At 34.7% G+C, this 25,304-nt stretch carries 20 protein-coding genes; 12 read left to right on the plus strand and 8 right to left on the minus strand.

Translation table 11 applies throughout. The features are described 5' to 3' along the window. Positions 1 to 22: 22 nt before the first annotated feature. From ACLLO5_RS26140 to ACLLO5_RS26155, 4 genes are all read left to right on the plus strand, one after another. Positions 23 to 1,621 (plus strand): FkbM family methyltransferase, encoded by a 1,599-nt coding sequence (locus ACLLO5_RS26140; RefSeq protein WP_413173382.1) that lies wholly within the window; start codon positions 23 to 25, stop codon positions 1,619 to 1,621. 189 nt (positions 1,622 to 1,810) lie between these two features. Then, positions 1,811 to 2,176 (plus strand): hypothetical protein, encoded by a 366-nt coding sequence (locus ACLLO5_RS26145; RefSeq protein WP_413173383.1) that lies wholly within the window; start codon positions 1,811 to 1,813, stop codon positions 2,174 to 2,176. Between the two features lie 167 nt (positions 2,177 to 2,343). Further along, positions 2,344 to 3,015, plus strand: a complete 672-nt coding sequence (locus tag ACLLO5_RS26150; RefSeq protein WP_413173384.1) for a hypothetical protein — start codon at positions 2,344 to 2,346, stop codon at positions 3,013 to 3,015. A 92-nt stretch (positions 3,016 to 3,107) separates the two neighbouring features. Further along, positions 3,108 to 6,053, plus strand: a complete 2,946-nt coding sequence (locus tag ACLLO5_RS26155; protein WP_413173385.1) for a tetratricopeptide repeat protein — start codon at positions 3,108 to 3,110, stop codon at positions 6,051 to 6,053. Positions 6,054 to 6,078: 25 nt separating this feature from the next. Here ACLLO5_RS26155 and ACLLO5_RS26160 read toward each other — a convergent pair whose 3' ends face one another. The 3 genes from ACLLO5_RS26160 to ACLLO5_RS26170 all read right to left on the minus strand — a co-directional run bounded on the left by ACLLO5_RS26160 (position 6,079) and on the right by ACLLO5_RS26170 (position 9,743). Then, complete coding sequence (locus ACLLO5_RS26160) at positions 6,079 to 6,540, minus strand: DUF29 domain-containing protein (protein ID WP_413173386.1); 462 nt, start codon at positions 6,538 to 6,540, stop codon at positions 6,079 to 6,081. Between the two features lie 224 nt (positions 6,541 to 6,764). Continuing rightward, the gene (locus tag ACLLO5_RS26165; protein WP_413173387.1) at positions 6,765 to 8,987 is read right to left on the minus strand and encodes a tetratricopeptide repeat protein; all 2,223 of its coding nucleotides are present in this window, start codon (positions 8,985 to 8,987) and stop codon (positions 6,765 to 6,767) included. A gap of 213 nt (positions 8,988 to 9,200) precedes the next feature. Further along, entirely contained in the window at positions 9,201 to 9,743 is a 543-nt protein-coding gene (locus tag ACLLO5_RS26170; RefSeq protein ID WP_413173388.1) for a type IV pilin-like G/H family protein, read from the minus strand. Between the two features lie 610 nt (positions 9,744 to 10,353). Between ACLLO5_RS26170 and ACLLO5_RS26175 the strand changes: the two genes are divergently transcribed. Then, the gene (locus tag ACLLO5_RS26175; protein WP_413173389.1) at positions 10,354 to 11,322 is read left to right on the plus strand and encodes an FkbM family methyltransferase; all 969 of its coding nucleotides are present in this window, start codon (positions 10,354 to 10,356) and stop codon (positions 11,320 to 11,322) included. Positions 11,323 to 11,409: 87 nt separating this feature from the next. Here ACLLO5_RS26175 and ACLLO5_RS26180 read toward each other — a convergent pair whose 3' ends face one another. Continuing rightward, a complete protein-coding gene (locus ACLLO5_RS26180) occupies positions 11,410 to 12,738 on the minus strand; it encodes a class I SAM-dependent methyltransferase (RefSeq protein WP_413173390.1) in 1,329 nt (442 codons plus the stop codon). A 67-nt stretch (positions 12,739 to 12,805) separates the two neighbouring features. Then, positions 12,806 to 13,333, minus strand: a complete 528-nt coding sequence (locus tag ACLLO5_RS26185; protein ID WP_413173391.1) for a type IV pilin-like G/H family protein — start codon at positions 13,331 to 13,333, stop codon at positions 12,806 to 12,808. Between the two features lie 291 nt (positions 13,334 to 13,624). Here ACLLO5_RS26185 and trxB point away from each other — a divergent pair, with 291 nt between their 5' ends. The 5 genes from trxB to ACLLO5_RS26210 all read left to right on the plus strand — a co-directional run bounded on the left by trxB (position 13,625) and on the right by ACLLO5_RS26210 (position 17,286). Beyond that, a complete protein-coding gene (gene trxB, locus ACLLO5_RS26190) occupies positions 13,625 to 14,986 on the plus strand; it encodes a thioredoxin-disulfide reductase (protein WP_413173392.1) in 1,362 nt (453 codons plus the stop codon). Positions 14,987 to 15,261: 275 nt separating this feature from the next. Then, on the plus strand, positions 15,262 to 15,558 hold the full coding sequence (locus ACLLO5_RS26195) for a hypothetical protein (RefSeq protein WP_413173393.1): 297 nt from the start codon (positions 15,262 to 15,264) through the stop codon (positions 15,556 to 15,558). 4 nt (positions 15,559 to 15,562) lie between these two features. Continuing rightward, entirely contained in the window at positions 15,563 to 15,964 is a 402-nt protein-coding gene (locus ACLLO5_RS26200; protein ID WP_413173394.1) for a type II toxin-antitoxin system VapC family toxin, read from the plus strand. Between the two features lie 76 nt (positions 15,965 to 16,040). After that, the gene (locus ACLLO5_RS26205) at positions 16,041 to 16,928 is read left to right on the plus strand and encodes an ABC transporter permease (protein ID WP_413173395.1); all 888 of its coding nucleotides are present in this window, start codon (positions 16,041 to 16,043) and stop codon (positions 16,926 to 16,928) included. Between the two features lie 196 nt (positions 16,929 to 17,124). After that, a complete protein-coding gene (locus ACLLO5_RS26210; RefSeq protein WP_413173396.1) occupies positions 17,125 to 17,286 on the plus strand; it encodes a hypothetical protein in 162 nt (53 codons plus the stop codon). Positions 17,287 to 17,404: 118 nt separating this feature from the next. On the opposite strand, the gene ACLLO5_RS26215 is transcribed toward ACLLO5_RS26210, so the two are convergent. Further along, positions 17,405 to 19,987 carry a glycosyltransferase 61 family protein gene (locus tag ACLLO5_RS26215; RefSeq protein WP_413173397.1) on the minus strand — a complete coding sequence of 861 codons (2,583 nt, stop codon included), beginning with the start codon at positions 19,985 to 19,987 and terminating at the stop codon, positions 17,405 to 17,407. A 68-nt stretch (positions 19,988 to 20,055) separates the two neighbouring features. Here ACLLO5_RS26215 and ACLLO5_RS26220 point away from each other — a divergent pair, with 68 nt between their 5' ends. Then, positions 20,056 to 20,943 (plus strand): ROK family protein, encoded by an 888-nt coding sequence (locus tag ACLLO5_RS26220; protein WP_413173398.1) that lies wholly within the window; start codon positions 20,056 to 20,058, stop codon positions 20,941 to 20,943. Positions 20,944 to 20,987: 44 nt separating this feature from the next. Here the strand turns inward: ACLLO5_RS26220 and ACLLO5_RS26225 are convergent, their stop codons facing one another. Together ACLLO5_RS26225 and ACLLO5_RS26230 are read right to left on the minus strand one after the other, a co-directional pair. Continuing rightward, positions 20,988 to 21,413, minus strand: coding sequence for a hypothetical protein (locus ACLLO5_RS26225; RefSeq protein WP_413173399.1), 426 nt, complete (start codon positions 21,411 to 21,413; stop codon positions 20,988 to 20,990). A gap of 174 nt (positions 21,414 to 21,587) precedes the next feature. Further along, complete coding sequence (locus ACLLO5_RS26230; RefSeq protein ID WP_413173400.1) at positions 21,588 to 23,225, minus strand: CTP synthase; 1,638 nt, start codon at positions 23,223 to 23,225, stop codon at positions 21,588 to 21,590. A gap of 293 nt (positions 23,226 to 23,518) precedes the next feature. Here ACLLO5_RS26230 and ACLLO5_RS26235 point away from each other — a divergent pair, with 293 nt between their 5' ends. Beyond that, entirely contained in the window at positions 23,519 to 25,270 is a 1,752-nt protein-coding gene (locus tag ACLLO5_RS26235) for an N-acetylmuramoyl-L-alanine amidase (protein ID WP_413173401.1), read from the plus strand. Positions 25,271 to 25,304 lie beyond the last annotated feature (34 nt).

The raw sequence follows: 25,304 nt of genomic DNA on the forward strand, positions 1-25,304 counted from the left end.
AGTAAGGGGAGATGTTTAAATTATGAATCCTATGGAAATTAATAATAATTCTTATTTAGAAGATATCAAAGAACTACTACCATCCGTTAACCACGAAACTTTAGAAAAGCTATCTTTCACCCTTGATAATACCTCTTGGGATGATCCTACAACTTCCGCAGATTGGAATAACATAGCAGTAGTAACATTAATGGACGCACAACATTGTACTGACATAGCCATGCGTTCTGTCTATCTGGAAATGGCCATTGAAGCATTGAATAACGGTTTTAAAATAGATAAAAGTCAAATTTGTTCAGCCCATTTAGCCTTAATACATAACTGGTTAGGTGAAAAAGAACAAGCCTTACAATTGGCATTTTCTACCCTGCTTAACTGTAATAACTTTGCTGATACTATCCCAGAGGATTATAACCCTTATTTAGTATATGTATTTATCAAAAACCCTCAAATTTCTGAATATGATCAACAAATCCTAGAAAACGTATTACAGACAAAAAATTGCTATCAGCAAGCAATGTTTTTATTAAGTGAAATTATCTCTTGCTCACAAATAGTTTTTTATAATCCTGCAATTCAGAGATTTTTATATTTATCTCATCAAATTAGTGATTCTCTGAACTTAAAGCTCAAAATAGGAATAGCTAATTTAATGGCTAAACAAGCAGAAGGTCTTGTATATTTACAACAAGCCAGAAAATTACAACCAAATTACGCACCCACACTGCAATCTTTATACTTAACATATCGAGATTTTAACCATATTCAATTAGCAGATAAATGGCTAAAAGTGGCAAGCGAGTTTTATCAGTCTCATTCTTCCTCTTCAGCATGGCAATGGACAAAATTATCATTAGATAGTTTATTTACTTATGTACCTTTTGAAAAAGACTTTATTATAGCAGTTGAACCCAGTTTAAAAAGTATTGTCACCAGTGTACTCCTAACTGAACAAGATTGGTTTGAAAAAGAAATGGAATTTTGGCGCAGTTATATCAAACCAGGAATGACAGTTATTGATGTCGGTGCAAATGTGGGTGTTTATACTTTTAGCGCAGCTTTGAAAGTAGGAAACACAGGACGAGTTTTAGCAGTTGAACCATTTTCTGGTTGTGTGCGTTGTTTACAAGAAACCTGTAGAATAAATAATTTATCCTGGGTAAAAGTTTGTGCAGGTGCAGCAAGTGATAAAAACAGCACCATCAAATTATTATTACACGCTTCTAACGAACTTAACGAAGTAATTACCGATGATACTGTAGATGTACCTACTGGGAATTTTGAAGAAGTTTCCTGTTTTACTTTAGATAGTTTAATAGAACAGGAAAACATTCAGCAAGTTGATTTTATAAAAATGGATGCAGAAGGCCATGAAATGGCGGTTTTAGCTGGGAGTAAACAATTAATCAATCAATTTAAACCCATAATTCTTTATGAAAATATAGCAGGTCTTCAAGGAAGTAATACCCCAGTAGCACAGTATATAGAAAGTATTGGTTATCAACTATTCTACTATCAGTCATTTCTACAAAAATTAATACCTGTTAATTCTCCTGAAAATTATCAGCAGTTAAATTTCATTGCTTTACCTCCAGAAAAAATATCAATGTTTAATTTCTAAATCTTACCTGTCATGAAAGCAGTAGTTAGGTTCTGGATGAGATGTAAATAATGTAAATAGGGCTTGCTGAATAAATGTGAAATCTAGAAAAATCAAAGGTTTGAGGCTGATAAACAGAAAAATAGGTGCAAGGATTTTGAAGGATGTACCATCAAAAGCGTGCATTTTGGGTCTGATAAAAGGAAAAAATTGGTTGTTAAAGATAGCCCAAACTCTTGCCTCTTGCCTTTTGCCTGCCTCCACGGAAAGACTTTTTCAGCAAACCCTAAATATTGGTCACGAAAATTGCAACAAAAATTTGTGAGTATGACAACAAACAAAATAATTAACGAAATAGAAGAATATATTATGGGGTTTTTGGCTATTCAACCAAGGAATATCCATATAATTATCTTTCCTGATTGGTCACAAACAGAAGATTCTGTAATTTGGGAATTAGAATATGAAAATATAAAAATACTGGAATTTATGAATGCAAATAGTATTCCAAGTTATCAAATAGAAAATGTTATTAATATACAACTAACCCGATTAAATTGGCTCTTGAGTACATAATATGCAAAATATGAACAAAGAAATCTCATAAAGCTTGCTGTGTAAAAGAAATAAGCCATATTTTTGAAAATTATGGCAAAATTTTTTCTCTTTGCCCTGTTCCCTGTTAAGAGTTCCCTATTACCGACTGGTAATTTAGCATAACAAGTACCGAAGAACCATTAAATTTGAATTTGGGAAACAAATTATTTCTAGAAAATAAGTGGCAACAAGCTATTTACCAGTATGAGAAAATCATACATACTGAATTAGCAAGTGCAATAATCTATTATCAGTTAAGTCAATGTTATAGAAATATTAATAATTCAGAAAAGAGTTTTCAAATTATGCAAACAGGAATCAAAAATCATCCAACTAATGCTCAACTACATTTTGATTTAATTATCAACTTATGTTATAGTGGATGTAATCAAGAAGCTATAGCTAGTGCAGAAAAAGCTTGTCAATTAATACCGAATGACTACACTTTTAAAATATTAAAATATTTAACTGTTCCTACTATTTATGAAGATGAATCAGAAATTTTACCCTATCGGCAAAGATATATTCAAGGACTAGAAAAGTTAATAAAAGAAACATCTTTAAGTACTCCTAAAGAATGTCAGAATACCTTAGCTGCCACCAGTAGATTAACTAACTTTTACCTCTCTTATCAAGCTAACAATGATGTAGATTTACAAAGTCAATATGGCCAACTATTACATCAAATTATGGCGGCCAATTTTCCGCAATGGTTTGCACCTTTATCTATGCAAAAACTTCAACACCAGGAAAAAATCCGCAAAAATCGTCTATTTGATGATCAAGTTTGTGTTAGAGGTGTAGAATTCTTTATATAAACAGCTAGCACAAGAGAAACTATCTTTCAATTAGCATCAATTACTTGATCAAGAAACTTGATGAACAAAATTTAAATTTCAGGTAAATAATTATGGAATATCATAAATTTAAAAAACAACTATCAAACCTATTTAATAACTGGGGAGAACTATCTTGTCATCCTAAATCAGATATTTTTCAAGCTATAAATAAACAAGTTAATAGCATAATATCCCCTAATGTCTTGCAACTATTAAACTTGGCAGTATCTTGTTTAGAAGAAAACGAAATTTACTGTGAAATTGGCACATATCCAGGAGCAACTTTAATCTCTGCTTTAGTAAATAATCCCGATAAAATAGCCTATGCAGTAGATGATTTTTCAGAATTAGATCCAAAGGAGGATCATTTTGAGAAATTATCAAATAATATAGAAGAATTTAATATTGCTGACCAGGTACTTTTCTGTTATCAAGATGCAGAAGAATTTTTCACAGAAATTAAAAATCAAGAACTAACGGAGAAAATCGGAGTATATTTTTATAATAGCAGTCAAAACTATCGTTCATATTTATTAGGATTACTAGCTTTAAAACTAATTATTAGTACTCAAGCATTAATTATCATTACTAATTGTCAATGGACATCATGCCAACAAGCAATCAAAGATTTTTTAAAAATTAGTCCTGAAGCTAGGTTAATGATAGACTTTGCCAATGCAGATTATTTATTATGGAATGGGATACAAATATTAACCTGGGATATTCAGCGATTAGCTGATAAATATTTAGAAAAAAATATAACAGTAGATGTACAATTTCAGGAATCTATTAATAATATTACACAAGGAGAAATAAATAGATATTTATCATTGATGGAATCTAAAGCTACTTTGTTATTTAAAAACAAGAAATATTCAGAAGCAGAAAAAATATATTTACATCTTATAAAATTAGATAAAAATAACAATAATTTGTGGCAAAATTTAGGGACTATATATTATGAACAACGAGAATATTTCAAAGCATTAGATTGTGTAAAGCGATCATTAATAATTGCTCCTAGTGAAGCTATAAATCATTATACGGCAGGTCTAATTTTAGAAAGAATAGATACAAATGCAGCTATTGAAGCTTATAAAAAAGCAATTGCACTGAATCCTGAATTGGTTGATGCTTATAGCAATTTAGCAAATATATATTTAATATATAATGAAATAAATCAAGCAGAAGAAATTTTAAAAACCCTTATAGCTAATAATCCCTTACATTTTAGTGGTTATTTTAATATAGGTAATCTACTGTTAAATTTTTATCAAAAAATTGATGAGGCTATTAATTATTATCACACAGCATTTAGTCTTAACCCACAATATGCTGAAATTTTAAAAAATTTGAGCTTTGCCTATAAACTTAAAGATAATCAATTAGAACATTTATATTACGAAGGACGTTATTATTTTCAACAAAAAGAATATCAAAAAGCAGCAAAATTATATCAACAAGTAATTAGGATTCATTCTGAATCAATTAACATCTACATACATCTATTGGAAAGTTTACAGGCACTAGGAAAGACTCAAGAAGCTATTGAGGAATTCAAATTAGCATTAGAAGTATCAGGAGATAGTTTACCACTTCAGATAGCTAATTTGTTTGTTTTACCTGTTATATATCAAGATATAGAAGAAATAGAATTTTATCGAGAATATTTTCATAGAAGATTAAATATATTAACAAGATATTTCTCCTCAGATACGTTAAATACGACTATCAAATCTCAAAATGTTGTTCAAGCAATCAATGTAAGAACCAATTTTTATTTAGCATATCAAGGTAAAAATGATGTAGATTTTCAAAAACAATATGGGGAAATAGTCCATAAAGTTATGAAGGCCAACTATCCCCAATGGTGTCAAAATTTACCATCTCCCCAAATAAGTCCAGGAGAAAAAATTAGAGTAGGTTATATTTCCACTCATTTACATAATCACAGTGGTGCAAATGGTTGTTTAGGATGGGTAAAAAATCACAATCGTCAGGATTTCCAAATTTACTGTTATCATATTGGAGTTAAAAGAGATGAAATCACAGAACAATATAAATCATACAGTTATAGTTTTGTGCATATTTCCAACGATATAGAAGCAATTTGTACCCAAATTACTGCTGATAAAATACACATTTTAGTATTTCCAGCTATTGGTATGACTGCTCTGAATGGACTCATTGCTGCTTTAAGATTAGCACCTATTCAGTGTATGGCTTGGGGACATCCTGTAACATCTGGTTTACCTACAATTGATTATTTTTTATCCAGTGAATTAATGGAACCAGAAAATGCACAAGAACATTATTCAGAGAAACTAATTCGTTTACCAAATACCAGCCTATGTTATGTTAAACCTGTTTTACCTGGAGTGAAAAAAACTCGTTCTGAGTTTGGTATTCCTGAAGATTGTGTTCTTTATTTGTCCTGTCAATCTACTTTTAAGTATTTACCACAGCATGATTATATTTTTGCCGAAATTGCAAAAGAAATAAGTAATGCTAAATTTGTATTTATTGCTGCAATTGAAGGTCAACACATAACTAATATATTTAGACAGCGTTTGCAAAAAGCATTTGCTAAATTAGGATTAAATAGTGAAGATTATTGTATTATCTTGCCCAGACAAATCTCTTATGAGTTTTTGCAATTAAATCAAATTTCTGATATTTATTTAGATACCTTTATTTGGAGTGGAGGATTTACCACATTAAATGCCATATCCTGTAATTTACCTATTGTAACTTGTCCAGGTGAATTTATGAGAGGTCGTCATTCCTATGCTTTCCTGAAAATATTAGGTATTACTGATACTATTGCTCAATCAGAAGCAGAATATATAGAAATAGCGGTAAGATTAGGATTAGATATTGATTGGAGAAATAGCATTATTGAAAGAACCAAAGAAAACCAGCATCGTGTCTTTGATGATAAAACCTCTGTAGAGGGTTTAGAAGCATTTTATAAACAAGTTGCAGGTAAAAATAGCGAAAAATCAAATTTAATTTAATAACTCAAATATCTGGCATTTTCAATTATTTTTCAGGGTACCAATTATCATCTAATAATTGTTCTAAGGAATAGGGGCAGTTCTCAGGAAATAGATTTGATGATAACCTTGCCTTTTTGCTAACTAACTTTCGAGAAAGTTGATAAATTTCTTCTAACTCTAAAATTAATTTATTTTTTAAACTTGTAGTTAAACTATGGTTTAAATCATATCTAAAAGCAATGATTTCTCCCTCCCAATGGGAACAATTACGATCATATTCGTCTTGCCAGTATTCTAACAATAAAATATGAATGATAATCTGTTTTAAAAGACTTCTAACTTTGTTTAACTCATTTCTCCCCAAACTTTCTAACTCCTCAATTAAATTATCTAAGTCTAAATTATCTAAATCTTTTGTTTTCAACAGTTTTATGGTTTCTTCTAACCATAGATAATCATCAATTTCATACAGTTGTCGTAGTTGATTTTGTGTAATATTTATCATAATCAAAATCCTAGAACAATATCTACGCTGATAAATTCAGCCATTTACTTAAATATTAACATAATTTATTAACATGAGGTTGGGTTTCCTTACGTCAACCCAACATAAAAAAACGGGAGCATCCACTTTTGGCGGATCGCCTTTTTTAGATGAACCATATAGTAGGGTTTTTGCAGTACGAGAATTATGTTTCTTCCAAAAGTGGATGCTCTCAAAAAAATTAGCTACTCTTGACTATCAAGATATTTCTCCCACATCTGTTGATAGGCTTTTTCCATTTCCCTCGTAAATTTTTCAGCATTCCATAAAGGAGCATTCTTTTTACCTTGTCGTAACTTCCAAGATACCTCTTTTCTTAAATTTTCATCCTTACCCAACCTCACACCCCATTCCACATATTCCTCATCAGTCCAAGCGATACCTTCTGTAATTCCTGCATTAACCATCATGCCATAACTATTACGAGCAGCAAATTGTTGTCCTACCTTCGTCACTAAAGGAATTTCTCTCCAGAGAGTTTCTAAGGTTGTGGTTGCACCATTGTAGGGAAAAGTATCTAACACCACATCAGCAAGACCTAAAATAGCACGGTGAATAGCTTCCGAAGGTGCCGCCGGTAAAAATCTTAACTGAGAAAAATCTATACCCTCTTCTTCCGCAATACGTTTAAAAAAGTCCAGAGTTGATTCTGGATCTGCTTCACCTTTAACCAGTAGATAGCTATTGGGAACTTCTTTAATAATTTTCATCTGTAATCGCAGGTGATCTAAATGTCTTTTATATCCCTTCTGTGTCATCAAATACACTACTGCATTATCGGGAATATCTAATTGATCTCGTCGTAAGTTGGGTACATCTACTTCAAAACCATCAACTGCAATATAGGTTTGGGGTAATCTCCAAATCGTTTCTTGATAATACTCCTGTGCTGACTCTGGTAATACATAAGGATCTGCAATAAAATAATCAATAGAAGGTAAACCAATAGCATCCCAACCTAACCAAGTCACTTGAATCGAAGCAGATTTAACTGACATTAATTCACAGGCATAATCAAGAGTAATACTATCTAAATCTACCAAAATATCAATTTCATCTGATTGAATTTGCTCCCAACATTTTTCCGTTTCAGTTAAGGAAATTTGCTGAAATTTATATACTGGATCAGCAAAATATCTCTTTGCAAAAGGTTCTATTTGATCTGTATTGTACAAAGAATAAGTATGAATTCTAAACTTGTCTGGATTGTGATGTTGAAATAACCATCTACATAACCATCCTACAGAATGCTTTTTGAAACAATGGGATAAATAACCAATATTCAGAACTTTTTGCTTATTATTCTGAATTTTATGCTTTTGCTTACGTTCTAACAAATTCTGGGCATAACGTTCTACTAAATGTGGATTAGACGCATTAATATTATCATGGGCAATACGAGCTAATTGATTGTGAATGTAACGATTTTTTGTGGGATTATCATGAAAATATGGAAAAAAGTAGGTGGAAAGAAATAAACGACTACTCCTAAGTCTATCAAGATTTGTAGGATTTTCTTCAATAAGTTGATAGGAAATATATTCTTGATCTTTGATACTTGCACAAGATTCTTCCCAATAACTACCAGCAGTCATCAAACCTCTGGTAATTAAAGAATTAGCATAAACTTTTTCAAAAGTACGTTCTGCTACCTGAAAACAACGTTTTGCAGATGCAATTCCTTTTGAGTATTGCTCAGAATTTTGATAAAACAGTGATATATGTATGAGTAATTCTTGATAGTCCGGGAGAATTTCTAAGCAAAGTTCAGCAAAACTAGCTGCTAAATCTGGTCTTTTTCTAAAAGCAGAAAATTTGATACTCTCTATCATTAAAATATTCACAATTTTCGTCTTGTTGGGGAAATTAGCCAAACAAGTCCTGAGAAAATCAAATATGATGTCTTTGTCTACCGCATAAGGCAACACTAAAGGCAATGTTTCTAACAATAAATCTAGGTTATAAGCTGATTCTGATTTTGGCAATAAATCAATGACCGCCAACAATAAATCATCATCTTTAGCAAAAAAATCTAATTTGATGGATAGTTGTATCAGATGTAGCAAATTATCTATGTTCTCAGGAGCTATTTCTCGTATATGCTGACGAATAGCCCACGCAACATCTTCATCTTCAATAGTAATTCGACGTTCTGCTTCGTTTTGCAAAACCTCTACAAGTTCTGCTGTATATAGTTCGGTTTCTTCAGTTTCTTCCAAGGCCATAAACCAAGTCATTTGTGCCTCGGTTTCCTGTCCTTGCAAAAGCAAAATTAATCCTAAAAGCCAATAGTTAGACCTGGTTTCTGGTTCTCTTTCAATTGCTTGTTCATACAATTTAGCCGCATCACTGTAATTTCCTAATATTAAATATTCTTTAGCTTGTTTTTCGCAAGTATTACTATTCATAAAATTTGTGCTGCTAGTCATATTAAGTCTGAAGTTATTTCTGTGGGTATTTTATATACTAACCTGAATATATCTTGTTCGAGATTATAGTTTATTTTTAGGTTACTAAGTAAAGTTGTGAATACTTGAATATAAATAATTAAGCCTCCCAAATAACTAAGTTTCGGGAGGTTAATTAATAAATATCAACAGATTATATTCCTTCTGTTTTGATTATTTAATTGCTTTCCAGCCACTTGGACAACTAGTAGCAGTGCCGAAATCAGTAGCGGCAGCAGCAGCAACTCCTACAGTGTTAGATTCACAGAGATAAGCTAAACTTGTCAATTCATTGTTGGTGTTTACTGTGGCTAGATATACTTTACCACCATAGTTTTTCAAACCACTGGAACTGCTTACTACTTTAGAATATCCCATAGCATAGGTAGAGGAGGAACCAGCGGATTTTTCATCAGTATAATACTCATAGTTAGTGGTTGCAGTAGCAATACCAATACCTAATACAGTTACATTACTACCAAAAGCATCATTTTCTGTGTAGAAAGCTTGTTGACCACGGTTGATAGAACCAACATAGGTTTTAGATTCAGATTGTTTAGCTTTCTTAGCTTGGTTCAAGAAGGAAGGTAGAGCGATCGCAGACAAAATACCGATGATGATGATTACAACTAATAGTTCAATCAGGGTGAAACCTTGATCATCTTTCTTTTTACCGAGAAGGTGTTGTAAGAATTTTGCTTTGAGTTCGGTTTTCATAGTAGTTTTTCTTGGTTGAGGTGTTGTTTGTTTCCTTATGAGAAGAACTTACCCACTTCTGATCAGTTTCATATCACCTCTGGGAAAAAAATTTTTTTACCATCTATATGAAGTCATAAAAAGGACTCACCAAATAACCTCAAACCTTTATATATAAACTTTCTAGCAACCTCCCACTGTCATCAAAAACAGTAAAATTCTTTTCTCTCCTAGCTGCTATCCTGTGTTCAGAGCTAAAAGTTAACATTTATGTCTATTTGGTTGACGTAAGTATAAACTGTATGTTAGTGAAGAGCTTTTTATTTTAAAACCGACCGCTGCACCCAACCTGCAATTTTTTGCTATCCATAATACACTATGGTTAAGTTCCAGAAAATGGCTCTTCGGTACTTGTTATGCTAAATTACCAGTCGGTAATAGGGAACTCTTAACAGGGAACAGGGCAAAGAGAAAAAATTTTGCCATAATTTTTGAAAATATGACTTATTTCTTTTACACAGCAAGCTTTATGAGATTTCTTTGTTCAGATTTTGCATATTATGTACTCAAGAGCCCAGAAAATTATCTGTTTATACTTAATTCATTCTATTTATCACATCAGATAATTACTATGTCTATTTTTGTCAAAACCCTAAAAGAGCAAAGTCATCTTGACCAAGTGCATATCACAGTATGTAATGTAGGTTCTCGCAAAGTAACATCAGCAGATGAATATGGTGCGGGCGCTTGGAATGTTTTTGCGCCTAATTTAACTATTTATGGCTTTGATGCGGATGCGGATGCTTGTGAAGCATCTGAAACGGAATTAGAAGCACGGGGCATAAATTGGACTGAAAAGCATATTCCTTTAGGACTGGGTAAGTCTATAGGTGAAGCTACGCTGTTTGTAACAAAACATCCCATGTGTAGCTCATTGTATGAACCTAATGAAGCATTTCTATCAAGATTTGCTAATCTACCAGAATCAGCCAGCTTAGATTTTACGATAGAAATTGAGACAACTACATTAGATAATGTTTGCGATGAGGAAGGAATTGAGACGATAGATTTCTTGCAAATTGATGTTCAAGGTGCAGACTTAGACGTTTTACAAGGAGCATCTAAGATTTTAAACCGTGGTGTGCTGGGGGTAGAAATTGAAGTTGAGTTTTCACCTTTGTACTCAAATCAACCTCTGTTTGCTGATGTGGATACCCATTTGAGAAATCTTGGTTTTACCCTGTTTGACTTAGGAGTTGCCCACCATACTCGCGCCTGTTCGCCAATAGTATCACAAGATCGCCGAGGACAATTACTTTGGGGAGAGGCTTACTATCTCCAAGATCCACTTCTGGAGAATGCTAATGTTAAGATTAAAGAACCAGGTAAAATTCTGAAATTGGCTTGTATAGCTGATGTTTTAGGATTTACTGACTATACAGTAGAGTTATTAGAGTATTTAACTGTAAATTATGGAGAAAATCCCCAATACAACTTTGCCCAGACTATTATAGAAACTTTATCAAAAGTTCTTGAATTAGATAAGTCGGCCTTAGATTCTTTACCTTTGGTAGCTAAAATGCGTCCTTATCTGCATTAATAATTAAACAATTCAATATTGACAGGGACTATACCCTTTTGCAATTTTTTAGTGCGGGCATCTTGTCCGCATGTTTAAATACTTTTTTTAAGCTTCCAACATCACATAACCACAATTTTCCAGGGTTAATAGCAATTCTTTCACCATATTAAAAGCGTGGCTTTGTTCTGTAGCTTCAAGGGTGACAGGGTTAATCGGTCTGGCTTTTTGCCAACGTCCTACAATGGACATCATCGGTTGAGGTGCATCTAATAAAGGTAGTAAAGAAATGGCTACAGCACTATCTACAGATAAACCCTGAAACTCTTTCACAGGCCATAAGTGTTTACCAATATGTAAGACTTTGCAATCTTTTACACAATCAATTATATCTGATTGAAACTGAGAAGTTTTTAATTGTGGATGCAGATGTACAGTAGCATTTTCCCATTCTGCATCATTCCATTCTTCAGGTTTAACAAATCTTTGTCCTTGCTGGGGTTGTCCACACCAAAAATCTAAAAGTCTATGAATAGGGTGTATAAGTTCAAATAATTGTAATTTTTCTTCTTGGGATGCTTCTGGTAAAGTCATGGATAGAAAAGCAGGTAAATTATCTGGTTCTCTAAATAAACTCATCACGTCCCATTCTCGCCAATTTACCATACTGATAAATTCTAAATCAGCCGATCTTAATGCTGTGAATAAATCAGTAATAGTGTAACCTTTATCTCCTTGAAATAAATAGTTCATTAAAATTCGCTCTTTTTTATCTTCTCCCTCATACCCAGAATTCCAAGTTTGAGTTTTAAGTAATACATTATCTTTAAAAGATTTTATTGTATCAATAGCAATTTCTACTTCTAATTCTTCTGGGTTTCCATCCATCAAACCCATAATTTTGAATACTTTTTGGGCGCGAAAAAGATTAAATCTCTGGATATAACTATGTAAATTACTACGAATAATACCATCAGTTTTTAAAACTGATTTCATGGCTGCTAATGCTAGGGCAATATCTGGAAAAAGATACAATAGTTCATCACAATTTATATAGTCAAATTGTAAATCTAAACTTGGTATATCATCAAGGGAAATGGCATGAAATTCGGCGTTATCAAACCCATGATATTCTAATCTTTGTTTCGCCAGTTTAACAGATTCTTCTGAAATATCAACACCGACAATTTTTGCTCCAGGATTAGCTTCTGCTAAAACTAATGATTTATATCCAGAACCACAACCTGCATCTAAAATGACTTTATCCTTGCTATCTATGACTTTTTGATTTCTTAAATAGTAAGCAGTGACTAAGTTATGAATGTACAGCAGATTATGAGAATCTTTGGGAGATTTATCAAAGGGATGATTAGGATAAGGTGCGCTATCAAATTGTTGACGGATTTTATCCCAGAGTTCAGAATTGGAATTATTCATGGTAATTAATATTGAAATTCAGAGTTGTGATAATTAATGGCGCTGAACTTAAATTATACATTATTACTTAATTAGGCAACAGTAACCAATCACCAGTGGGACAAACACCTGATGAAGCGGTCTGAGTAGTACCTATTCCAGCAGCAGGACTTTCACATAAAATAGTTAGCGTCACTGATTCAATAGTCCCTGCTGGTGTTGTAAATGTATTCACATAAGCAACTCCCACATAAGATTTTAAAGCAGCTTCCCTGGAGACACCGTTATTTGTAGCTACTGAGTTATTTATCTGAATGTTGTAGTCGTAATTATCTGTTTGTTGTTGAATACCAACTCCTAATTCGTCAATAGAACTTGTAAAAGCGGTATTTTCTAGGTAATACGCTTGTTGGGCGCGGTTCATTGAGCCAGTATATAGTTTAGCCTCGGTCTGCTTACTTTTATTAGCCCGACTCAATAAAGATGGTAAAGCGATCGCAGACAGTATACCAATCATTACTGTCACTATAATTAATTCTGTCAATGTAAACCCTGTGTTATCTGGCTTTTTGGCGAGAAAATGCCGTAAAAATCGCGCTCGATGATTGGTATTCATGGTGTTTTTAGGGGTTAACTTAGCAGATATTTAAAAATGAGCTTTAACATAAATGTAAAAAATACCCAGAAATACACCCTGATATCAGTATTCCCCATAACACTCAAATTTATATCACTAAGGAGCATCGTAAATTTGCTGTCTTTTGTAAATTATGTATAAACTTGCTATGGAAAGTCTTTACACAGAAGCAAATAACAGCTTTTTGCTTTTATGGGAACACTCTATATCACTACCCCTCTGTTATGCTATAGTAAATAAAACGTAGTCGTTATGAGTTTGGATAAAATTATGACTAATCCTACAGTAGAAAACTTGGTAATTATCGGTTCTGGTCCGGCTGGATATACAGCAGCTATCTATGCAGGACGTGCTAATTTAAAGCCTGTGGTCTTTGAAGGATTCCAAGCAGGAGGTTTACCTGGTGGACAACTAATGACAACCACGGAAGTTGAAAACTTTCCAGGGTTTCCCCAAGGGATAACTGGCCCTGAACTAATGGATAACATGAAGGCGCAAGCAGAACGGTGGGGGGCTGAGTTATATACTGAAGATGTGATATCAGTTGATTTAAGTCAACGTCCTTTTACTATTCGTTCCCAAGACAGGGAAGTGAAGACACATAGTTTAATTATCGCTACTGGTGCAACAGCCAAACGTTTAGGTTTACCCAGCGAACATGAATTTTGGAGTCGGGGAATTTCCGCTTGTGCGATTTGTGATGGTGCTACTCCCCTGTTTCGCGGTGCAGAGTTAGCTGTGATTGGTGCGGGAGACTCAGCCGCAGAGGAAGCAATTTATTTAACTAAATATGGTTCTCAGGTACATTTGCTGGTGCGTTCTGATAAAATGCGGGCTTCTAAAGCCATGCAAGATCGGGTTTTGAGTAACCCGAAAATTAAAGTACATTGGCACACAGAAGCGGTGGATGTGGTTGGTAAGGGTAATATGACGGGTGTACAAGTCCGTAATAATAAAACTGGTGAAGAAAACACAATTAATGCCAAAGGTTTATTTTACGCCGTTGGTCATACACCCAATACAGGTTTATTTCAGGGACAATTAGAACTGGATGAGGTGGGATACATTATCACCAAACACGGTGGTGTAGAAACCAGTTTAGATGGTGTATTTGCAGCCGGTGATGTGCAGGATCATGAATTTAGACAAGCTATTACTGCTGCGGGTACTGGTTGTATGGCAGCAATGTTAGCGGAAAGATGGTTATCATCAAAGAATTTGATTCATGAGTTCCATCATCAACCACAAACAGCTGATAATGAATTAGCAGCGCAACCAGTAGCACAGACAACAGAAACAGAGTTTAGTTTGCAAGCAACACGCCATGAAGGTGGTTATGCTTTAAGAAAATTATTCCATGAGAGCGATCGCTTGATCTTAGTCAAATATGTTTCCCCTGGTTGTGGTCCTTGTCATACCTTGAAACCCATATTAAATAAAGTAGTGGATGAATTCGATGGTACAATCCACTTTGTCGAAATCGACATTGACAAAGATAGAGACATTGCCGAAAACGCTGGAGTGATTGGAACACCTACGGTACAGTTCTTTAAAGATAAGGAACTAGTAAAAGAAGTTAGAGGTGTAAAACAGAAAAGTGAATATCGGCAGTTAATTGAAAGTAATCTGTAAAAACAGGTGACAGGTGACAGGTGACAGGTGACAGTAAGAAAATCAATCAACTTTTGCCTTTTGCCTGTCCTTATAGATATGATAACTATTCAAACCAAATAATCTAAATTATGCTTCAAGCTTTACCTCAAACTAAATTATTCACTAATGATTTAATCATTTTAGCAACTTTCCCAGACTTAAATTTAACTGCCAATCAAATTTTTCAAGCAAGTTTGTAGAGGATAGATTATAATTTTAATGTAAGCATTTAGCCGTCATCAGGAGTCAAAACTATGCAAGAAAAAATAACCGAATATCAACAAGAACTAACCGAACGTATTTCTACTTTGATAGATAAATTATTTCAAGGAAGTAGTTTCTACAAAGTCAAATTAGACCAATATGAAATGACCGAAATGCTGATAGAATTATTTGGTAGATTTACACCGGAGGAAATGAGAGCAATTAAAGAACATGACTTAACCAGAAGAATTGATAAAATCCTTGTATTAGAAGCTGTTGCAGGGACATTGAACGACTTATCCCCCGAAGAAATAGCGATTTTTGATGCAGCAGTAGAAGGAAAATAAACCAGTGAATTATTTACTAGATTCAAATATCGTTAGTTACATTTTAAAAAAGAATGCAACTGTAAATAATAAACTCCGACAAATCAATAGTCAAGGAGGAAAGATATTTATTAGTTGCATTACTTACTATGAAGTAAAAAGAGGGCTTTTATCGATTAATGCTGTCAAACAATTAGGTGAGTTTCATATATTCTTTCAAAAATATCAAACATTATTTTTAGAGGATTTAGAAATCATTGAAAAATCCTGTGAAATTCACGCTAAGTTAAAAAACAAAGGTACACCTATTCAAGATGCAGATGTTTTAATAGCAGCGACAGCAATTATCTTAGATTTAATTCTTGTTTCTAATGATTCCGATTTATCCAGAGTTGAAGGACTTAAACTAGAAAATTGGTTATTGTAATATATAATTTATATCTTTAAGTCTTACGCCAAGATGCAAAGGGTTAGAAAAAAATTACCATCATAATTATATTACTATGACTATTACAAAAAGCCGCATACCCAGATTTTTAAACTTTGCTAAATCTACCCTCTCTCAGCGTTTGATGCTGATAGGGTTATGTATGACGCTATTTTTTATCTTTATAGCCTTTTTTGCACCAGTTTTTCAAAGTTGGGGATGGTTACAAAACCCCAAAGAATTTCTCTCTAACCCTATTCATGATGCACCTTCGGCTAAACATTGGTTTGGTACAAGTCGCTTGGGTTATGATGTCTTCTCCCGGACTATATTTGGCGCACAAGCCGCACTGCAAGTAGTGATTTTAGCTACCGCACTGAGTATGATAGTGGGTGTGCCTTTAGGGATGGTGAGTGGCTATTTGGGAGGAAAATTAGATAAAGTATTGCTGTTTCTCATGGATAGTATTTATACTTTACCAGGGTTACTGCTTTCCGTCACACTGGCTTTTGTGGTAGGGAGAGGAATCTTAAATGCTGCGATCGCCATTAGTATAGCCTACATCCCCCAATATTATCGCGTAGTTCGCAACCACACCGTCAGCGTCAAAACAGAAGTCTACATCGAAGCCGCACAAGCAATGGGCGCTTCTACCTGGATTGTACTTTCGCGCTATCTATTTTTCAACGTGATTCAAAGTGTCCCCGTCCTCTTTACCCTTAACGCCGCAGATGCCATATTAGTTTTAGGCGGTTTAGGCTTTTTGGGTCTAGGATTACCAGAAGACGTACCCGAATGGGGCTATGATTTAAAACAGGCATTAGAAGCACTACCTACAGGCATTTGGTGGACTACTCTTTTCCCCGGTTTAGCAATGACAACCTTGGTAGTAGGGTTATCACTACTTGGTGAAGGGCTAAATGAATTTGTCAATCCCCGTCTGAGAAGAGAAAATAGGCAATAGTTGATAGTTGATAGTTGGTAATTAATGACTAATATAGCTTTTCTCAGTCTCATGAGGTACACCCTAATTTATTTAGTGTTCCCTGTTCCCTGTTAAGAGTTCCCTAAGACTAAAAAACTCTGTACCTCACTAGCTTGATAAATGCTATAACTAATGACTAATGATTAATAACTAATAACAAAACTGAGAGAATCTTGTGAACGATAAATTTACTTTAATTGCAGCTGCTACTGGTGGATTAATGCTTTCCGTTGCTTTATCTGGTATTCTCAAAGGTACACCAGTAACAACTTGGGAACAAGCACGTATGAGTTCCTACCCTGTGGCTAATGTACGAATTATTAGCAACAACAAATGAACTAAAACTATTTATCACTAAAACCTAATATTTATAGTGTTTTCAGTGGCTAAAATTCCATCGAAAACACTGTAACTTATAATCATTTGATTCCCAACATTCTGGGAAAACCGTGGATTTATATATTTGCTAATTGCATAATTTTAGAAATATCATTGATATTAATCAAAATATCTTCAGAAAACTCTTGAGGATAAATCAGATGATGCAAATACCAACCAGGAAGAGTTTCACCAATTAAATAATAATAATCTAAACCAACTAAATTACTAATCCACCAATAGCAATGATAAACATAATTGGGGGAAAATAACTCAATAACTTTAGTCCCAGGTTGACAAAAAACTAAATTTGTTAACCCACTTCCATGAGGAGAAATAATCATTTCAGCTTGAGAAAATAATACCGCTTGTTCTTCTACTGACATTGATTCTAAAATTACTGATTCAAAACCATAAAGCTGAAGAAAATTTAATATTTCCTCTTCATTTAAAAGTCTGCGACTTTTAGCTAATCTACGAGTAATATAAATCCTTTTCTTAGAAGAAGTAATTTTTAGATATTCTCTATTTAAAAACTTTCGCTTTAAGAATTCGCAAGTCCAAACAGGCATCCATGCTACACAACCAGGAAAAGAAGGAACTATTAACTCAGTAGCTTGTAAATGCTGAATTTGGCAAATATTAATTTGTTTATTTGCTGGTATTTCTAGTTTTCTTAAAGTTTCTTGTTGAAATGCTAATCGATTATCTACCACAAAGTAATCAATTTCAGAAAAATCATAATTTATGATTCTCAATAATTCCCATCTTGGTAAAACATCCAACATCCAATGAAAATATATATGATTTGTTAATCCCGCTAAAACTGCAACTTTTCCTTCAACAAAGTTAATAGGAGGTAATTTTTTAATTGATAAAATAGGATGTTGGCTAGGATGTTTATCAGGATGATTAGGACTTAAGATAGGAAAGTGTGGAGAAATATCAGCTAAAAAACATGATTCATCTGTCAGAATTGCAGACTGAGTTTGATCAGAACTCAACCAAAATCTACCTTGGGGAATTTTGACTACATAAGAAGCTGGTAACTTAACTAAATTACCAAATCTAAAACTAAAGTGTAAATCGTTATGGAGAGATTTAGGACAAGTTAATTTAACATCATTATCTGGATAAATCTGTACATAATTATCTGTATATAATAAATTATTTTCTGCCCATTCTTGACTAGATTCATAAAAATCTCTGGGAGGAGATACAAGTTGAATTTGTGAAAAATCAAATTTTTGATTTAATTTTTCTTTTTGCACAATATTAAATAATAGTTCATCTACAAATGGCGTAACATAAGAGTTACTTTCCATAGCTTTTTTAAAATAAAAAATAGCATCTTCAAATTGATAATTATTTGCTAAGGTAAACCCCAAATAAGCAGAAGTAAAAGGAGAATTAAATTTTAGGTTCAGTAGTTGTTTAAACAACACGATTGCTTCATTAAGATTACCAATTTTAAATAATGCAATCCCTAATAAATAATATGCTTCTGTTAAATCGGGATTAATATCAATAGACCTTCGTAAATAAACAATTGCTTGTTGATAATCTTCAAACTTTAGCCAGCATTTACCAAGATTAAAATAAACTTGTTCATGATTATAAATATCAACTATTTTTTCTAAAATAGCAATTGCTTCTAGGTATTGATTTTGTTTTATAAATAAAGTGCTTAATTCCAAATAAGCCTGTATATTTTGAGGTTCGCTTTCTAATATTTTTTGAAGTAAATTTAAAGATATTTCAGGATAGGAATTAAAAAGAATTTTATGCAGAAATAAATATAATTTACTAGGTTCATATTTAAGAGCATTCAGAGATTTTAGAAATTTAATTCCATCATTCATAGTATTTTTTGAAGATGAAATTAACGCTTGAGACATATTTATTACAGCTTGCGATAATTCCGGCTTAATTTCAATAGCTTTTTGTAAATAACTAATACCTTGCTCAAAATCACCTTGCTGAAAAAGAACAAAAGCTAAATCACTATAAGCAGGTGCATAATCAGATCGTATTTGAATCGTATTTAAAAAACTATCTTTGGCTAATTCCCATTGTTTATTGTGACAGTAACACAACCCTAATTGATAGTAAGTTAGATAATGTTTTTGTAAAGCAATAGCATTTTGATAATTTTCGATTGCTGAATTAAAATATCCTAATTTTTGCCATATATAAGCTTGGTGAAGATGTGCATCAGACCAATCTGGTTGGATTTGAACAACCGTTTCCCAATAGGAAATTGCTACTTCTAAATTACCCTGCATTGCTACTGCATGACCCAAGTTATAATATACTTCAGCTTGGTTGTCATCCCACTCTAAAATAGCTTCATAAATTTTTTGAGCTATGTCAGCTTTCTGCACAGATAAATATTCTTGCGCTTGATTTTTGAGAAAATCAATAAATTCCGTTAATGCTGCATCTTGATGTTCTAATTCTGTAGTTGCAAAACTTGAGAGCCAATTCTCATGACATTTTTCTTCATCTCCTTGCAAAAGCCAAGATAAACCCAAATACCAATATAAAGAAATGATATCAGGTTCTAACTCAATACACTGTTCGTAAATACTAATAGCTGCGGAAAAATTCGCTTGTTGTAAAAAAATATTTGCCTGATTGTTAAGTTGGTGAATATCCATAATAATCAAATTGGATAATTTTTGTAAATTTGTGGTTTGATATAATATCAAGAATTAGGAATTAATCTGTGCAGCAAGTAATAGGTATTGATTTAGGTGGAACAGCGATTAAACTGGGACGGTTTACAGAAGATGGAAATTGTTTACAATCTTTAACTGTGGATACCCCCCAACCAGCAACACCAGAGGCTGTATTATCTGCAATAGTAGATGCCATAACTCAAATAGACCCAGATAATCAAACTATAGCTATAGGTGTAGGAACTCCTGGCCCTGCTGATGCTGCTGGTAGAGTTGCTAAAGTTGCTATAAATTTAGCAGGATGGCATGATGTACCTTTAGCAGATTGGTTAGAAGCAAAAACCAATAAACCAACTATCCTCGCTAATGATGCTAACTGTGCAGGTTTAGGAGAAGCTTGGTTAGGTGCTGGACGCAATTTCCAAAATTTGATTTTGTTGACTTTAGGAACTGGGGTTGGTGGTGCAGTTATTCTGGATGGTAAATTATTTGTAGGTCATCAAGGTGCAGCAGCAGAATTAGGTTTAATTACTTTAAACCCCGATGGTCCAATGTGTAATAGTGGTAATCAAGGTTCTTTAGAACAGTATACTTGTATATCTGCTATTCGTAGTCGTACAGGCAAAGAACCAGCAGAATTAGGCAAACTTGCCCAAAATGGTGATCCTGAATCATTGACTTTTTGGCAAGATTATGGTAAAGACTTGGGGATTGGTTTAACGAGTTTAATTTATGTTCTCACACCTCAAGCTGTAATTATTGGTGGTGGTATTAGTGCGAGTTTTGAATTTTTCTATCCAGCAATGCAAGCAGAAATTGAAAAGCGGGTTTTACCAACATCGCGTTTAGGTTTACAAATATTACTAGCAGAATTGGGTAATTCAGCTGGAATGGTAGGTGCTGCTAAGTTAGCATGGGGAATAGGTGACAGGTGACAGGTGACAGGTGACAGATAATTATTTTACTAATTATCAATTACCTAATTATCAAGATAAACTCCTGTGTATTTTTCCAGGTAGTGTATGACCTTTTGATAGGATTCGGGATTGCTTGCGGGGTTAATAATTATGGGAAAATTAATATCAGGTAGCCAGAAGGTTAACCTGCCATTATTTTCATGACAGAAAGAATTGATACAGTTAAGATTAATTATATATTCTTTTCTTTCGTAGGTTATTTTTACCCAATAGGCATGATTGATATCTAATCCTTGGGCGTATTCTACATAATCACAAATTTTCTGATAGTCTTCCCAATTACTGTGGGGGTTAATAACTATGGGTATGGAACTATTGGGCAACCAGAAGGTGACTCTAGCATTTTTTTCATAGCAAAAAGTGTTTACACAGTCAAGATTGATTACATATTCCTTCCTTTGGTCTTGTATTTTTACCCAATAAGCCACAAAATTGCCTCAACATTGACTAAGTAATCATGTATTTCCTCTAGTAATTTTACCCAAATTTCGATGTTTATCACCAATAGGAAATAGGGAATTGGGTGTTGGGAATTAGGAAAATTACTTTCCCATGTCCCTCATTTCCCTCATTTCCCTCATTTCCCTCATTCCCCAAGATGATTAAGAAACTTGGACGGGTTTTGGTGCTGTGGGAGTGGGTTGAGTGCGAGAAATGGATGCTTCCATGAATCCTTTAAATAAAGGATGGGGGTTGCTAGGACGAGATTGAAATTCTGGGTGAAATTGGCAAGCTATAAAGAATGGATGTTTGGGATATTCGACAATTTCCACTAAACGTCCGTCGGGAGAAGTCCCACTCACGACATAACCAGAGTCTAACAAGGCATTGCGATAGAGGTTGTTAAACTCATAGCGATGACGATGGCGTTCATAAATGACTTCTTCTTGATAAAGCTCAAATGCTCGTGTACCTGGTTGAATGCGACAAGGATATAGTCCTAAGCGCATTGTTCCACCTAAATCAACTACATCTTGTTGTTCTGGCAAGAGGTTAATAACCGGATCGTTGGTGTAGGGGTCAAATTCGGCACTGTTGGCATCTATTAAGCCTTCTACGTTTCTGGCCCATTCAATTACGGAACATTGCATTCCTAAGCATAAACCTAAGAAGGGGATTTGGCGATCGCGTGCGTATTTAATTGCGGCAATTTTTCCATCTATACCCCGGCTACCAAATCCACCGGGAACAATGATACCATCAACACCTGCTAGATAGTTTTCTGCTGGTTCATTTTCTAAGGCTTCTGAGTTTACCCACCGTAAACGCAAATCGCCGTGAGTAGCAATAGCTGCATGACGTAAGGATTCGACTACAGATAGATAAGCATCACTTAAACGTACATATTTACCAACAATGGCAATTTCAACGCTGTATTTAGGACTATACATCCGTTCTACCATTATTTCCCACTGTGTTAAGTTGGGTTGGCGTTGTTCCATTTGTAGGAGGTCTAAGGTTTGTTGTGCCAATCCTTCCCGTTCTAAGATCAGGGGTACTTCATAGATACTACTAGCATCTTGACAAGTGATGACGCATTCTACTGGGACATCGCAAAATTCTGATAATTTCTGTTTTAAGCCGACAGGGATAGTGCGATCGCACCGACAGACTAAAATATCTGGTTGAATCCCAATTGATCTCAATTCCTTAACAGAATGTTGGGTTGGCTTGGTTTTCATCTCCCCCGCTGAAGCAATCCAAGGTAACAGTGTAACGTGCATATATAAGACATTTTGCCGTCCCACTTCTTTACGTAACTGGCGAATTGCTTCTAAAAAAGGCAGGGATTCAATATCACCTACAGTCCCACCAATTTCAGTAATTACAGCGGAAGGATTAGTTTCTTTAGCAACTCTAAGAATTCTATCTTTAATTTCATTGGTAATATGGGGAATTACCTGTACAGTTCCACCATTATAGTCTCCGCGGCGTTCCTTATTAATTACTGACTGATAAATCAAGCCAGTAGTAACGCTGTTTAATCGAGACATAGAAGTATCTGTAAAACGTTCATAATGTCCCAAATCCAAATCTGTTTCTGCACCATCTTGGGTCACAAAAACTTCCCCATGTTGAAAAGGACTCATCGTACCTGGATCAACATTAATATAAGGATCGAGTTTGAGAATGGATACCGAATAATCCCGTGATTTGAGCAACCTCCCCAGACTAGCTGCTACAATGCCTTTACCAATACTGGAAACAACGCCTCCAGTTACAAAGATAAACTTAGTCATAGTATTTTCAATTTCTAGCAACTTCTAAAAATACATACCGTCTCTTGAAGGATAAAACGTGCGTCCCCATACTGAATATGAAGGATGGAATGTAATCCAGGACGAATGGGCGTGTTTTCATCAGATTTATTAACCCATAATTCCTTGATGGTCTAATTCCCCGATTTCTCCGTAGAATCCATCCAAAATCCAAAATCCTGTTAGAGGATGACCTCGTATTTCATGCTTCATTTTTGATCTTGATAATGCTCATTGTCTCACAGTCACTATCCTGAAATCTTCTGTGTTTTGCCGTGAAAAAAATCTTAGGATTAGTAGTATTTAACTGTCTGTTTACCTCCTCCGTTGCTTTAGCACAAACATCACTCCTAGTAGTTTTTCCCCCAACAAACTACCAAACCAGTGCAGAAAAAATATTTTTTATCGGTACAGCGCCAAAGGATGGACAAGTCCTCATCAATAGTAGACCAATTACCCGCAGTCAAGCTGGTCATTTTTCTCCCAGTTTCCCCTTACAGTTAGGGGAGAATGTATTTAAGGTGCGTTACCAAAATCAGGAACGAGAGATTAAGGTAACAAGGTTGTCTACTCAACCAGAATTACCCCAAGGTTTAGGCTTTGCTAAAGATTCTCTAACTCCTGCTGCTGATATTGCTAGACTGCCGGGAGAACTGATTTGCTTTGGTGCTGTAGCACCTCCTCAAGCTACTGTTTCTGTTAAGTTGGCTAATCAAACTATTCCCTTGTCACCACAGCCACCACAGGTGCAGTTACCTGCTAATTCAAGTGTACTAACAGGAAGAAATCAGCCGACTACCTCTAGTCCTAACAAATATCAAGGCTGTACAACAGTGGCCAATGCTGCTGATTTAAAAGAACCTCAATTTAGTTTGACATTAAATGGTCAGACGATGACTCAAAGTGGTAAGGGCAAAGTGGAAATTCTTGCACCTGCACAGTTGGCAGTTGTCGAGGTAACAGCAACATCAGGTGTAGCACGCACAGGTCCAAGCACAGATTACTCTCGACTCACACCACTGCCGCTAGGGACAAGAGCAACAGTTACAGGTAGAGAAGGTGATTGGTTACGCTTAGATTATGGGGCTTGGATTAATAGCAAGGAAGCTAAAATTATACCAGGTGCAGTACCACCGCAGACAGTAATTCGTAGTGTCGGATATCGTCAGATAGCTGGTGCGACAGAGATAATTTTTCCATTACAAGTGGCTGTACCTGTGAGTGTGGAACAGAGCGATCGCACTTTGACTCTCACCCTTTACAATACCACAGCCCAAACAGACACTATTCGTTTGGATGATGACCCCCTCATTTCTCGCCTGGATTGGCAACAGGTGACTCCACAACAGGTTAAATACACCTTTAACCTCAAAAAGCTCCAACAGTGGGGATATAAACTGAGATACGACAATAGAACCCTGGTGTTAACTTTACGTCATCCACCGCATCTTCAACACAGAAAACGCCTACCTCTATCTGGCATTAAGATTTTACTCGATCCGGGACACGGTGGTAAAGAATCTGGTGCAAGTGGTCCGACAGGGTATTTAGAAAAAGATGTCAATTTGATAGTTTCTAAGTTGCTGCGGGATGAGTTGGTACAGCGTGGTGCAAAGGTAGTGATGACAAGGGAAGATGATCGGGATGTTTCTTTAGTGGAACGTCAGGAGATAATTAGTAAAGAAGAACCTGCGATCGCACTTTCTATCCATTATAATTCTTTACCTGATGATGGAGATGCCGAAAAAACCAAAGGCTTCGGGACTTTTTGGTATCATCCCCAAGCACATAGTCCCGCAGTATTTTTACATAATTACGTAGTTAATAAACTTCGTAAACCTTCCTATGGAGTGTTTTGGAATAATTTAGCCCTAACTCGTCCTGCTGTTGCACCTTCGGTATTATTGGAATTGGGTTTTATGAGTAACCCTTACGAGTTTGAGGAGATAGTTAACCCCCAGGAACAGAAGAAGATGGCTAAAACCTTGGCTGATGGGGTGACAGAGTGGTTTAGGATGGCGAAATAATTTTTAGAACCCGTCCACTGCAATGCCTCCTCCT

The sequence above is a fragment of the Anabaena azotica SJ-1 genome (assembly GCF_047275885.1).
GTDB lineage: Bacteria > Cyanobacteriota > Cyanobacteriia > Cyanobacteriales > Nostocaceae > Trichormus_B > Trichormus_B azotica_A.